Raw genomic sequence first — 13068 nt, 5'->3', positions numbered from 1 at the left:
ATTACTGTCACGCCGATGCCCGCCACGCGCCAATGCGCGTGAGCCCACCCCTGCCCTGACGACCTCACCATTTGTGCCCAGTGCCCTGAGCTGACCACGCGTGCAGATGCGGCGATTGACCGCTGCGCGAAGCTTGTCCGACAATGGACCAGACTTCCCGAACTGAAAGCCGCAATCGATGCTCGACATCCCAAAACCTGCTGAAATCCCGCATGCCGACGGCAAGATCCTGCACAGCGTCAGCGATGGCGTCGGCGTCATCACCTTCAACAATCCCGACAAGCGCAACGCGATGTCGCTGGAAATGTGGGAAGGCCTGGGCCACGCGCTGACTACGCTGCGCGACGATCCCGATGTGCGCGTCGTGATCCTGACAGGCGCCGGCGACAAGGCCTTCGTCTCCGGCGCCGATATCAGCCAGTTCGAGAAGACACGCCACAATGCCGCGGCGGCGGAAGAATATTCGAAGCGGAGCGAGGCGCAGCGCGCGCTGCTCGCAAGCTACCCGAAGCCGACGATTGCCTGCATCCGCGGCTTCTGCCTCGGTGGCGGCATGCAGGTCGCGATGCTCACCGACATCCGTATCGCCTCGGACAACAGCCAGTTCGGCATTCCCGCCGCCAGGCTCGGCATCGCCTATGGCTATGACGGGCTGCGCCACCTGGTCTCGCTGGTCGGGCCGTCCTGGGCGCGGCTCATCATGTATACGGGAATGCGGATCGAGGCGGCGGAAGCCTTGCGGATCGGCCTGGTCGACCGGGTGCTGCCGGACGCGGAATTATGGGACGCCACCATGGATATCGCGCGCACCATCTCCGGCAACGCGCCGCTCGCCATCAAGGCCGCCAAGATCACGATTGCCGAGGTGCTGAAGGACGAAAGCAAGCGCGACATGGAGGCGATCAAGCAGATCGGCATGGCCTGCATGGACTCGGAAGATTTTCGCGAAGGCCGAACGGCCTTCATGGAAAAGCGCAAGCCGCAGTTCAAGGGGAAGTAGGCGCCCTGCGAAGGGTCAATTGGCGAAAGCCTACCCGCGTCATTGCGAGCCAACGGGTCGCGCGAATGCGCGCCCGATGACAGGCTTCGCGAAGCAATCCATAGCTCAGCGCGGGGATAGATGGATTGCTTCGTCGCTATGCTCCTCGCAATGACGGCACGTCGGCCTGCTAAAGTCCCGCCAGCACCGCCTTGGCGATATCCGCCGTACCGTTGCTGCCGCCGAACTCCATCGGCTTGATGCCTCCGGCATAGGCCTTGTCGACCGCGCGCTCGATGCGCTCGCCGGCCTCGGCGGCGCTCTCGAGGCCGTGCTTGTCGGCGAGCCAGTCCAGCATCATCGCAGCCGACAGGATCATCGCGGTGGGATTGGCCTTGCCCTGCCCCATGATATCGGGCGCGGTGCCGTGGCATGGCTGGAACACGGCGTAGCGGTCGCCGATATCGGCCGAGGGCGCCATGCCAAGCCCGCCGATCAGGCCGGCGGCGAGATCGGAGAGGATGTCGCCGAACATGTTCTCCGTCACCATGACGTCGAAATCCCAGGGACGCTTCACCATCATCAGCGAGCAGGCATCGACATAGACCCGGTCCGTCTTGACGGTCGGATGGCGTTTTGCGGCCTCATCGAACATCTCGCGAAAGAACGCGAAGGCCCTGAACACGTTCGCCTTGTCGACGCAGGTCAGGCCGCCATTCGCCTTGCCGCGCGCCTTGCGGCGTTCGGCGAGCTTGAACGAAAACTCGAACAGCCGCTCGGAGGTCTTGCGGGTGATGATGAGCTTTTCGCGCGCCTCGGTGTCGGTGACGACGCCCTTGCCCATCGAGGCGAACAGGCCTTCGGTCGATTCCCTGATGAGCACGAGGTCGATGCCGCGCTGGTCGGCGCCGACGATCGGGCTCGGCACGCCCGGAACGAGGCGCGCCGGGCGCACGCCGGCATAGAGATCGAAATGGAAGCGCAGTTCGATCTGCGGCGCGATCTCGGTATTGTCGGGATAACGCACCGACGGCAGGCCGCAGGCACCGAGCAGGATGGCATCCGCCTCCTCGCACAGCCGCACGGTGCTGTCGGGCATCGATTTGCCGGTCGCGAGATAATTGTTGGCGCCCGCCGGCGCATCGGTGAAGCGAAACTTCAGGTCGCTGGTCGCCTCGATCCTGCGCAGAACTTCGAGCGCTGGCGCCATCACTTCAGGGCCGATGCCATCGCCGCCGAGCACGGCGATGTGGAGGGCGTTATTTGCGGACATGGGGGTTCCTTGGGATCTAGCTCGCACGAAACTTTAGGGCTCGTCATGCCCGGGCTTGTCCCGGGCATCCACGTCTTTACCGCGGGTATCGGCAAGAAAGACGTGGATGGCCGGGACATCTGCGCGAAGACGCGCTTCGCGCTTTCGCCCGGCCATGACGGAGAAAGTCTGGATCTAAGGCGTCAGCACCGCGCGGCCAACGAGCTTGCCCTTCTGCAAATCGGACAGCGCTTCATTCGCCTTCGCGAGCGGCATCGTCGTCACCGGAATGGGCGCGATCATCTTGTTGCGCACGAGTTCGAGCAACTCTTCGGTCTCGCGCAAATTGCCGACATAGCTGCCCTGGATCGTGATCGCCTTGATCGGGATCAGCGGCAAAGCAAAGGTCGCGCCGCCGCCGAACAGGCCGACGATGACGAGCTTGCCGCCCTTGGTCAGGCAGTCGAAGCCGAGCTGCGTGGTCTGCGCATTGCCGACGAGATCGATCACGGCGCGAATGGGGCCACCGGCTTTCTTCGCCAATTGTTCCAACGCATCCGGCGCCTTGCCGTCGACGGTGGCAAGCGCGCCGGCGGCTTCCGCAGCCTCGCGCTTGCGCGCATCGATATCGACGACGATGGCGCCCTTGCCGCCCATCGCCTTCAACAGCGACAGCGCCATCAGGCCAAGCCCGCCGGCGCCGAAGATCACGATCGGCGAGTTGAAGGCGAATTCGACCTTCTTCAGCGCGCTATAGGTGGTGACGCCGGAACAGGCATAGGGCGCCGCGGTGACGGGATCGAGCCCCTTCAGGTTCAGCAGATATTTCGGGTTCGGCACCGTCATGTGATCGGCATAGCCGCCGTCGCAATAGACGCCGAGCGAGTTCGGCTTCACCACGCACATATTCTCGTCGCCGCCAACGCACGTCGGGCATTTGCCGCAGCCGAGCCAGGGATAGACCAGCGCGACGTCGCCGATCTTGAGATCGCCCTTGTCGGCGGCGGTGACGTCGGGTCCGAACGCCACCACCTCGCCGACGGTCTCGTGCCCCATCGTGCGCGGCAGCGACACGCCGCGGTCCTTCAGCGACAGTGGCTTGCGGCCATGGCCAAGATCGTAGCCGCCTTCCCAGATGTGGAGGTCGCTGTGGCAGACGCCCGCCGCCTTCACCTTAATCAGCACCTGCGTGCCGGCTGGCTGCGGCGTCTCCTGATCGACCTCTTTCAGAGGCGCGTTGAACTCGGCGACCTGAAAACTCTTCATCGCTTCTCTCCCGTCATTCTTTTTCTTGAACCCCGAACACGTCTTGGGGACGGACATTGCCATGTCCGTCCCATCGAGACAAACGCGTGCAGCGGTCTTCCGGTATTCAGATCAGCGGGTGGTGGCAGGCCACGAACTGACCCGGCGCGACGGCGCGCAGTTCCGGCATTTCGTCGCTGCATCGCTGGTCCGCGCGGGGGCAGCGGGTTCGAAACCGGCAGCCGGACGGCGGCGCGATCGGCGAAGGCGGCTCGCTGACCGGCACGGTCTCGGTTGGACGGACGTCCGGGTCGGGCACCGGGATCGCCTCGATCAGCAGCGCGGTATAGGGATGCGCTGGCCTGGCGAACAACTGTTCGGAGGGGCCGACCTCGCAGAGCCGCCCCAGATACATCACCGCGACGCGGTCGCTGACCGCCTTCACAACAGCGAGATCGTGCGCGATGAACAGCAGCGTCAAGCCGAATCGGCCTTTCATCTCTTCCAGAAGGTTCAGTATCTGCGCACGGATCGAAACGTCGAGCGCAGAGACCGGCTCGTCGCAAACGATGAATTCCGGATTGAGGACGAGCGCGCGCGCAATACAGATGCGCTGGCATTGGCCGCCGGAAAATTCATGCGGCAGCCGCCCGACAACCAGGCTGGGATCGAGCCCGACTGCGGTCAGCACCTCGTACACAAGTTGCTTGCGCTTCTCCGGGTCCGTGACGCCGGCAATCACCAGCGGCTCGGCGACGATATCGCCGATCTTGCGGCGCGGGTTGAGCGAAGCGATCGGATCCTGGAAGATCAACTGCACGCGCTGGCGCATCCGCCGCAAGGCCTCGCCGTGCATCGCCGTGAGATCCTGGCCGTCGAACGACACCCGCCCGGCGGTCGGCCGGCGCAACTGCAGAACGGCGCGCCCCAGTGTCGATTTCCCGCAGCCGGATTCGCCGACCAACCCCAGCGTCTCGCCGCGAGCGATCTGCAGGGAGACACCGGACACGGCGTGAACGATCTTGGGGCCGACCGGATATTCGACGACGAGATTGTCGACTTCGAGCAAAGCTTCGGATGAAGCGGATGGAGCGGCTTGCAGCATCATGCGTTGGCATCCGCGCGGGTTTCGATCGGATGGAAGCAGGCGAATGTGTGTGCGCTGGTCTCGGCAGCCTCGAGCGCCGGTTTCTCGGCCTGGCAGCGGGCCACCGCATAGCGGCAGCGCGGCGAGAACGAGCAGCCCCGCAGCGGCCGGGTCGGATCGGGCGGACGCCCCGATATCGCCGGCAGCGGCGTATGGGGCGCGGCGTCGAGCCGCGGGAGAGCGGCAAGCAGCGCTTCGGTATAGGGCATCCGCATTTTCTTGAACAAATCAGGCGTCGGGGCGCGCTCGACCACCCGGCCGGCATACATGACGGCGACTTCGTCGGTGCGCCCGGCAACGACGCCGAGGTCGTGGGTGATGATGATCATCGCCATGTGCCGGCGGCGCTGCTCGCGCGCCAGGAGATCGAGGATCTGCGCCTGGATCGTCACGTCGAGCGCGGTGGTCGGTTCGTCCGCGATCAGGAGTTTCGGTTCGCATGACAGCGCGATCGCGATCGCCACGCGCTGCCGCATCCCGCCGGAAAGCTGGTGCGGATACTGCGCCAGCCGCTGCTCGGGCGCGGGGATTCCGACCGCCGTCAGCAATTCGACGCTTCGTCGCGTGGCGGCAGCATCGTCGAGTTCAAGGTGCTCCTGCAGCGTTTCGATCAACTGGGTGCCGATCGTCAGCACCGGGTTGAGCGAGGTCATCGGATCCTGGAACACGACCGCCAGCGACCGGCCGCGCAATTGGCGCAGCTTCTCCGGCGGCAGCCGCAGCAAGTCCTGCCCGTCGAACATCACGCGGCCGGAGAGTTTTGCCTTCTTCGGCAGCAATTGCAGGATCGCCCGCGACAGCATGGTCTTGCCGCAGCCGGATTCGCCGACGACGCCGAGCGTGCGCCCGGCGCCAACGGTGAGATCGACATGATCAACGGCGCGTAGATTGCCGCGCGGCGTCGGCAGATCGACGGTAACATCCTCAACGGACAGCAAGGTATTTCCGGTCACAGCGCGCCCTGACGTGGATCGGTGAGCGCACGAAGCGTGTCACCGACGAGATTGAAGGCCAGTACGGTCAGGAACATGGCCGCCGCAGGCATGAAAGCGAGCCGCGGCGCCACATCGAGGCTTTCGCGCCCCTCCCCGATCATGCTGCCCCAGCTCGATATCGGCGGCGGCACGCCGAGACCGAGGAATGACAGCGAGCCCTCGACCACGATGATGACGGCAACGCCGAGCAGGAAGAAAGCCAGCAGCGGCAGCATGACATTGGGTAGCAATTCGCGCAGCAATATCCGTGCATGCGTCGCGCCCAGCGCTTGCGCGGCGATCACGAATTCGCGCCGCGCCAGCGTCAGCGTCGCCGCCCGCGCCACCCGCATGAAGGCGGGAACGCTGAGCAGGCCGAGAATCAGGGTCAGGTTGAAAATCGACTGCCCGAGATAGGCGGTCACGGCCAGCGCCAGAATCAGAGGCGGAAACGCCAGCAGCACATCCATGCTGCCGACCACCATCGATTCGAACCGGCCGCGGAAATAGCCCGCAAGCATGCCGAGCGCGCCGCCGATGACGAGCCCGATCACCGGCGCGCAAACGCCGACAACCAGCGATATCCGCGCGCCATGAATCAGGCGCGAGAGTTCGTCGCGGCCGAGCCCGTCGGTGCCGAGCCAATGCTCGGCGGAGAATGGCGCGCGCCGCTCCAGCATATCCATGTCGGTGGGGCTCTGCAGCGGCAGGACGTTGGCAAAAACCGCCACAGCGATCACGAAAATCAACCAGCCGATCGCCGCCCAGAACAGCACGCCAAGCCGTCGGCCCTTGCGCACAGGCTGGCTTACGGCCTCCTCGGCTACGTCGAGTTCAAGCGTGGCCATGGCGAATCCTGGGATCGAGAACGGCGTAGAGCATGTCGACGATGAAGTTCATGATGACGAAACCCGCACCGACCAGCAGCACCACCCCCTGCAGGATGATCAGGTCACGTGTGAGGATCGCTCCAATCAACAGCCGGCCGATGCCCGGAAGGGCGAAGATCGTTTCCACGATGACCGCGCCACCGATCAACCGGCCGATATTTATGCCCGTAATCGTGACCAGCGTGAGCGACGACGGCTTCAGCGCGTGCACGAACAGAATGCGCGAGGCCTTCAGGCCCTTGGCCTTGGCCAGCGAGATATAGTCTTCCTGCAGCGTCGCAATCATGTCGGATCGCAGCACGCGCATGATGCTGGGCCATTCGGCGAGTGCAAGCGTCAGCGCCGGCAGCACCATGAAGCGCAGATTTGCGGCAGGGTCTTCGCCGAACGGCACATAGCCGGTCGCCGGCAGCCAGCGCAGTTCGACCGCAAAAAAGTAGATCAGCAGGATCGCGGACAGGAAGGTTGGAACCGACAGCATGCCGAACGCGGTACCGGTCATGAAGCGGTCGAACGGTCCACCGCTGCGCGCGGCGCAGACGATCGCCAGGGGAACGCCGATCCCGAGCGCGCCGAGTTGCGCCAGCAGCATCAGCTCGATCGAGACCGGCAGCCGCTCGGTGACGGCCTGCAGCACCGTCTGGCCGGTGCGGAACGAACGGCCGAAATCGCCCTGCAGCACGCCGCCGAGCCAACTCAGATAGCGCCACCAGATCGGCTGATCCAACCCCATGTCACGTCGCAGCGCCGCCACGTTCTCCGGCGTAGCCTGGTCACCGAGGATGGTGTACGCCAGATCGCCCGGCAGCAGCGATGCGATCGAGAAGGTCAGCAGCGAAACCGCAATCAGCACCGGCACCAGATACAGGAGCCGGCGTGCGACGAAGAACGCCATAGGCGGCTATTCCTTCCAGGCGCGCGATACGTCGATCTTCCCGCTATACATCTTGGGCAAGCCCTTCAGCTTGGCAGTCGAGATCGCATAATAGGTGTTCTGGAACGTCCAGAACCAGATCGCCTCCTTGTTGATCAGCCGGCTGATCGCGCAATAGTCGTCAATTCGCTTATTGGTATCGGCCGTGGTGCGGGCGTGATCCAGCAGCCTGTCGAGTTCCGGATTGGAGTAGTTGGCAAGCGCCACCGGACTTCCGGTCTTGAAGTTGGAGTACATCTGTATGTCAGGATCAGCCAGATCGACAATTCGCCACGGCGTCAACTGGAACTGGCGCATGAAGGCGCGCGGCGGGATGGTGGCCTGATCGACCTGCTCGATCTCCATGTTGGCGCCGGCCCGCTTCCACAACTGCTGCAGCACCTGGCCAACCATGCGTCCGCGTGGTGTCGCCGTGACGAGCATCTTGAACTCGACAGGCTTGCCGTAGTCCTTGATCAGCGCCTTGGCCTTCTCAAGGTCTTCGGGAAGCGCACCGTCGTCCTTGCATTTGACCCAGGAGCCGTCGCCATAGGGATTGGAGGCGGGTTTAGAGAGACCATTGGTAATGGCCTGCGACATCTTCTTGCGGTCAAGCGCCATTACCAGTGCCTGGCGGACGCGAATGTCGTCGAATGGCGCAACCTTGGTGTTGAAGGCGTATACCTGCGCACCCGACCCCGCATAGGTATGCACCGTCAGCTTGGAATCTTTTTGCGCCTTCTGGATATTGTCGGCGCTATATTCGTCATCCCAGATCAGGTCGACCTCACCCGATTGCAGGCTGGCGAAGCGCGATTGCGCATCGGGCAGCGGCTTCAGCGTGATGCGATCGAAATAGATCTTGTCCTTGTCCCAGTAATCCGGATTTTTCTCCAGGATCATGCGATCCCCGGCCGTCCAGGATTTCAGGATGTAGGGACCGGTGCCGACGGGATTGCGGTTGTATTCATCGCCCTTGGTCTTCCACGCGGTCGGAGAGTGTATCGCGTTGGTCTGGCTCGCGTAGGACACCAGCGAGGGGAAGTTTACCGACGGGTCATTGAGGTTATAGACCAACGTCAGTTCATCCGGCGCCTGAACATCGTTGACGTTGGAGATATAGAAGGCGCAGCGGCACTTGTTGGCGGGATCCTTCTGCCGGTCGAAATTCGCTTTGAAAGCTTCGGCGTTGAACGGCGTGCCATCGTGGAACTTGACGCCCGGACGCAGCTTGAAGGTCCACATTTTGAAGTCCTCGGAGGGCTCCCAGGACAGTGCCAGCTTCGGCTGCGGCTTGCCGTTGTCATCGAGATAGGTGAGCGTATCGAACAGCGCCGATGAGGCGGTGAGCGCTGCGGTGTCGTAAACGCCGACCTTCAACACGTCGAAGCCGGGGATGTCGAGCTCAAGGCCGACCGTGATGCTGCCGCCCGCCTTCTGCGCGCTAGCGGGCATTGCTGACAATGCCACACCAAATCCCGCCACAAGAAATATTCGCGCGAGCGCGCTCGAACGGATCGCCGCCTTCATTGTGTTTCCTCCGATGTGTCGTCCGTCCGGTATTCCGGATCAGGTATGGCTGCCCGCAAGATTGTCCGGAAACGCAGTCGCGGGCAAGGCCGATCACACGCCGTGGATGAAAACGCCGCAGGTTAATGTTTCGCTATGCGGACCGCGCTGTCAGCCACGCGCGATCGCCTGCGCCTTGCCGGCAAAGGATGCGATCTCGTCGTCGGACAGGCCGGTCTCCTTCAAGTAAGCACGCGTGTGCTCGCCGAGCGTCGACATGCGCGACGCCGCCGACACCTTGGCGCCCGACATGCGGAACGGCAGGTTGAGTACCTTGAAGGAGCCGCCGCCATCCTCGACCTCGGCCAATGCGCCGCGATGGGCAATCTGCGGATCGCGCAGCGCTTCAGCGACGGTGCGATAGGCCGAGGACGGAACGCCGTGCGTATTGAGTGCAGCGAGGCACTGCTCAGTCGTCACGGTGCGCGACCACGCTTCGACGCCTTCCATCAGGCTCGTCCAGTTTTCTCGCCGATCGGAATATTTGGCAAAGCGCGGATCGCTCACCCACTCGGGGTGGCCGATCACCTGCATCAGGCTCTGAAAGGTTTTCTCGCTGGCGATCGCCATCATCACATAGCCGTCCGTCGTCTCGATCGGGCCGAACATCGGCCGCTGCGTCGGCTTCACCTCGAACTGCGACCACTGCAATTCGTTCAGCGTCAGGCTCAGCATGGATTCCAACATCGAGACGTCGATATGCTGGCCCTGCCCGGTCGCCGCGCGCTGGTAAAGCGCCGCCGAGATGGCGCCGAACGCGTAGACGCCGGTGAGCACGTCGGCATGATAGATGCCGCAATAGTCCGGCCGGCTGCGTCCCGGCTGATAGGCTAGATGCGCCATCTCATAGCCGGAGGCTGCGTGAATCACCGGCGCATAGGCCGGCAGCTCCGCCGACGGCCCGGTCTGGCCGTATCCCGAGATCGAGCAATAGACCAGTTTCGGGTTGAGCTCGTGCAGCGAGGCGTAGTCTAGCTTCAATCGCCGCATCACGCCTGGACGGAAATTCTCCATCAGCACGTCAGCGGTCGCGACCAGCCGGCGAACCGCCTCCACTCCCTTCGACGATTTCAGATCCAGAACAATACTGTTCTTGCCGACATTGAGCTGGCCGAAGGCCGTCGAGCAGTTATTCCGTACCGGCGGACGGGTTCGCATCGTCTCGCCTTCCTCGGTCTCGATCTTGATAACCTCGGCTCCCATATCGGCGAGCATTCGTGTACAATGCGGTCCGGCAATCGTGGTTGAGAAATCGAGGACCCGCAGGCCTGCGAAGCTGCCTGTCAAATTCCCCTGATCATTGCCGGCTATGGTCATTGCGTCGAACTCCTTCGGCCTTTTGCGGCCATTCGTTGTTGGTGGCCGTGACCCTAAATTGTGCAGCCCCGACAGGGAAGTAGTCGCAGAGGAACGACTATTCGGAGCCAGCGTTATAACGGGTAAGGAAGTTGGACCTATTCTTGCATCTGTTTCATCGCGGCTGGTACGAGGACGTTTTCCGTGAAGGTCTTGTTCGTCACCACTGAGATGGATGACTTCGTCCGGGTAGGCGGACTTGCTGCCGTTTCTGCGGCGCTACCTCGGGCGCTGCGCCGCTGGAGTGACGTCCGGGTCATGCTGCCCGGTTACCGGGACATTCTCGAACAGCTCACCCACATTGAAATTGTTGGAGAATGCGGTGCGCTGGCACAGATGCCAGCCTGCTCGCTCGGGCGGGCAGCCACCAAGGATGGTATGCCCGTCTACGTGCTGTTGTGCTCGCAATTGTACGACCGGCCTGGCAACCCCTATGGCGACGAATCGGGACATGACTGGCCGGACAACGACATCAGGTTCGGCCGGTTTGCCTCTGCCGCGGCCGAACTTGCCGCGGGCAACGTGGACAAGAATTGGGCAGCAGACCTGATCCACGCCAACGATTGGCAGGCCGCCCTGGCGCCAGCCTATCTGGCATGGAGGGGCACGAAGATTCCCTCGATCCTGACCATCCACAACCTCGCCTATCAGGGCCTGTTCCCGCCGGACGCGCTGCGCCGGATCGGGGCTCCCGAAAGTTCCTTCCACATCGATGGGCTCGAATTTTACGACCACGTGTCGTTCCTCAAGGGCGGCCTGGTCTACGCCTCGCATCTGACCACCGTCAGCGCGACCTACGCCAAGGAGATCACGACGCGCGAACTCGGCTGCGGGCTGGAAGGCCTGCTGCAGCAGCGCTCGAACGCCGCGCAACTGACCGGCATCCTGAACGGCATCGACGAAAGTTGGGATCCCAGCGCCTGTGCGCATCTGGCGCAGACCTTTGCCCCCGGCGACTGGAAAGGCAAACAGGCCAATGCCGATTACGTCCGCAAGCAGTTTGGCCTCGCGGTGTCGCGCGGCCCGCTGTTCGGCCTGGTCGCGCGTCTGGTTCACCAGAAGGGCGTCGACCTCGTGTTGTCCGCCGCCGACGAAATCATCGAGGCCGGTGGGCAGATCGTGGTAACCGGCAGCGGCGAGGCCCAGATCGAACAGGCGCTCGTCAATGCGCATCGCCGCAGGCCGGATGCAATCGGCGTCGTCATCGGCTTCAACGACGCCCAGGCGCGGCGAATCTTTGCCGGCAGCGATTTCACGCTGATGCCGTCGCGGTTCGAGCCGTGCGGGCTGAGCCAGATGTATGCGCAGCGGTTCGGATCGCTGCCGATCGGCCACCAGACCGGCGGGCTGGCGGAAACCATCCAGGACGGCGAAACCGGTTTCCTGTTTCCGCAACCGTCCGCAGAATCCTTCCTCGGCGGCGTCAGGCGCGCCTTCGACGCCTTCCGCGCCAAGGACAAGCTCGACGCGATGCGGCGAAGTGCGATGGCGCGTTCCTTTAGCTGGGACCTGTCGGCCGCGTGCTATAGCGCGCTTTATCGCAAGACGATCGCGCCCTCCATCATCGCATAAGTCTGCTATTCCGCCGCTTCCAGCAGGGCTTCCATCTGCTCATGGAGGACGACGCCGGAGAGCGGATCGAATTTGCCGACCCAGGGCTTCTTTTCGAGCACCGAGCTGGTGTGGCGGTAGCCGGCGTCCCAGCGTTGCATGATGCCGGATGGACTGAAATCGATGTCCTTGGTGTGGTCCTCGCGGCTGAGCTGCGGGGCGAGCAGCCGCACCACATGCATCCGGGTCGGGCAGCCGTAACCCACTAGCTCCCTCACCGCCTCGTTATTGCGCTCAGCCTCCGGCAGGCGCGCCGCGAGCTGGTTGATGACATGGCGCAGCCGATGCGCCTGCTGCTGGCGGGCGATGTGGCTGGCGATCCGGCTCGAATATTGCACGTCCTTGTGACGGTTCAGCACCTCCGCCATCGTGGTCGGCTCGGCGCCGGACGGATTCCACAGATGAACGGCGAAGATCAGCGAGTTCTTGCGCGGATTGTCGTCGAACACGGCTTCCGTCGGCGTGTTCGATAGGATCCCACCATCCCAATAGAGCTCGCCCTCGATGCGCACCGCCGGGAACGCCGGCGGCAGCGCGCCAGAGGCCATGATGTGCTTGACGCCAAGTTCGCAATCCCGGCTGTCGAAATAGCGCATCTGGCTGGTGCGGACATGGGCTGCGCCAACGGTCAGGCGGGGCGTACATTGATTGACCAGATCGAAATCGACCAGCTCGCTCAAGGTCCGCTCCAGCGGCGCGATCGAATAATAGCCGGCATTGTCGGCGCCGAGCGGATAGCTGTCGCCGGCATGGGCCAGCGGGTTGGGCCGGAAGAAACCGGGAATGCCGTTGGTCACGGTCGACCAGTAAGACAGCTTTTCGTTGAAGCCCGGAAAGGTATCGCGAAAGCTCCAGACCGGGCTCTGCTCCATCTTCTTCCAGAATTTGCGGAGACGCGACAGCCGGTCCTGTGGCGAATTGCCGGCGATCAGGCTGGCGTTGATGGCACCGATCGAGGTGCCGATGATCCAGTCCGGCTCGATCCCGGCCTCGTGCAACGCCTGATAGACGCCGGCCTGGTAGGAGCCGAGCGCACCGCCGCCCTGCAGCACCAGCACCACCTGTCCGGGCCCGGGCGTGTCCGGCGAATTGGCCTTCGCCGAGGAATGAATGCCCTGAACGTCCTTCATGT

The 13068-nt window shown here is 63.5% G+C and carries 11 protein-coding genes; 2 read left to right on the top strand and 9 right to left on the bottom strand.

Going from position 1 to position 13068, the window contains the following annotated elements:
- Window positions 1-178: 178 nt before the first annotated feature.
- Window positions 179-1000, top strand: coding sequence for an enoyl-CoA hydratase (locus tag ACH79_RS21640; protein ID WP_161852800.1), 822 nt, complete (start codon window positions 179-181; stop codon window positions 998-1000).
- A gap of 169 nt (window positions 1001-1169) precedes the next feature.
- Here the strand turns inward: ACH79_RS21640 and ACH79_RS21635 are convergent, their stop codons facing one another.
- The 8 genes from ACH79_RS21635 to ACH79_RS21600 form a co-directional block, all read right to left on the bottom strand.
- Entirely contained in the window at window positions 1170-2252 is a 1083-nt protein-coding gene (locus tag ACH79_RS21635; RefSeq protein ID WP_161852799.1) for an isocitrate/isopropylmalate dehydrogenase family protein, read from the bottom strand.
- A gap of 174 nt (window positions 2253-2426) precedes the next feature.
- Window positions 2427-3497 carry an alcohol dehydrogenase gene (locus tag ACH79_RS21630; RefSeq protein ID WP_161852798.1) on the bottom strand — a complete coding sequence of 357 codons (1071 nt, stop codon included), beginning with the start codon at window positions 3495-3497 and terminating at the stop codon, window positions 2427-2429.
- Window positions 3498-3603: 106 nt separating this feature from the next.
- Window positions 3604-4584 carry an ABC transporter ATP-binding protein gene (locus ACH79_RS21625; RefSeq protein WP_161852797.1) on the bottom strand — a complete coding sequence of 327 codons (981 nt, stop codon included), beginning with the start codon at window positions 4582-4584 and terminating at the stop codon, window positions 3604-3606.
- A complete protein-coding gene (locus ACH79_RS21620; protein ID WP_161852796.1) occupies window positions 4581-5561 on the bottom strand; it encodes an ABC transporter ATP-binding protein in 981 nt (326 codons plus the stop codon). The genes ACH79_RS21625 and ACH79_RS21620 overlap by 4 nt, the downstream gene beginning before the upstream one ends.
- Before the next feature lie 11 nt (window positions 5562-5572).
- The gene (locus ACH79_RS21615; RefSeq protein ID WP_161852795.1) at window positions 5573-6445 is read right to left on the bottom strand and encodes an ABC transporter permease; all 873 of its coding nucleotides are present in this window, start codon (window positions 6443-6445) and stop codon (window positions 5573-5575) included.
- Entirely contained in the window at window positions 6432-7382 is a 951-nt protein-coding gene (locus ACH79_RS21610; RefSeq protein WP_161852794.1) for an ABC transporter permease, read from the bottom strand. Before ACH79_RS21610 ends, ACH79_RS21615 begins: the two co-directional genes overlap by 14 nt.
- A 6-nt stretch (window positions 7383-7388) precedes the next feature.
- Window positions 7389-8930 (bottom strand): ABC transporter substrate-binding protein, encoded by a 1542-nt coding sequence (locus ACH79_RS21605; RefSeq protein WP_161852793.1) that lies wholly within the window; start codon window positions 8928-8930, stop codon window positions 7389-7391.
- A 150-nt stretch (window positions 8931-9080) separates the two neighbouring features.
- Window positions 9081-10286 carry a CaiB/BaiF CoA-transferase family protein gene (locus tag ACH79_RS21600; protein ID WP_161852792.1) on the bottom strand — a complete coding sequence of 402 codons (1206 nt, stop codon included), beginning with the start codon at window positions 10284-10286 and terminating at the stop codon, window positions 9081-9083.
- Between the two features lie 183 nt (window positions 10287-10469).
- Here ACH79_RS21600 and glgA point away from each other — a divergent pair, with 183 nt between their 5' ends.
- On the top strand, window positions 10470-11897 hold the full coding sequence (gene glgA, locus ACH79_RS21595; RefSeq protein ID WP_161852791.1) for a glycogen synthase GlgA: 1428 nt from the start codon (window positions 10470-10472) through the stop codon (window positions 11895-11897).
- Between the two features lie 5 nt (window positions 11898-11902).
- Here the strand turns inward: glgA and ACH79_RS21590 are convergent, their stop codons facing one another.
- Window positions 11903-13066 carry a patatin-like phospholipase family protein gene (locus tag ACH79_RS21590; protein ID WP_161852790.1) on the bottom strand — a complete coding sequence of 388 codons (1164 nt, stop codon included), beginning with the start codon at window positions 13064-13066 and terminating at the stop codon, window positions 11903-11905.
- Window positions 13067-13068 lie beyond the last annotated feature (2 nt).

Source organism: Bradyrhizobium sp. CCBAU 051011 (assembly GCF_009930815.1).
Lineage (GTDB): Bacteria > Pseudomonadota > Alphaproteobacteria > Rhizobiales > Xanthobacteraceae > Bradyrhizobium.
This window is presented reverse-complemented; position numbering and strand designations above follow the sequence as displayed.

Coding starts and splice junctions, on each gene's coding strand:
- ACH79_RS21625 (WP_161852797.1), bottom strand. CDS start 4,584: ATGATGCTGCAAGCCGCTCCATCCGCTTCATCCGAAGCTTTGCTCGAA.
- ACH79_RS21630 (WP_161852798.1), bottom strand. CDS start 3,497: ATGAAGAGTTTTCAGGTCGCCGAGTTCAACGCGCCTCTGAAAGAGGTC.
- ACH79_RS21610 (WP_161852794.1), bottom strand. CDS start 7,382: ATGGCGTTCTTCGTCGCACGCCGGCTCCTGTATCTGGTGCCGGTGCTG.
- ACH79_RS21615 (WP_161852795.1), bottom strand. CDS start 6,445: ATGGCCACGCTTGAACTCGACGTAGCCGAGGAGGCCGTAAGCCAGCCT.
- ACH79_RS21590 (WP_161852790.1), bottom strand. CDS start 13,066: ATGAAGGACGTTCAGGGCATTCATTCCTCGGCGAAGGCCAATTCGCCG.
- ACH79_RS21600 (WP_161852792.1), bottom strand. CDS start 10,286: ATGACCATAGCCGGCAATGATCAGGGGAATTTGACAGGCAGCTTCGCA.
- ACH79_RS21640 (WP_161852800.1), top strand. CDS start 179: ATGCTCGACATCCCAAAACCTGCTGAAATCCCGCATGCCGACGGCAAG.
- ACH79_RS21605 (WP_161852793.1), bottom strand. CDS start 8,930: ATGAAGGCGGCGATCCGTTCGAGCGCGCTCGCGCGAATATTTCTTGTG.
- ACH79_RS21635 (WP_161852799.1), bottom strand. CDS start 2,252: ATGTCCGCAAATAACGCCCTCCACATCGCCGTGCTCGGCGGCGATGGC.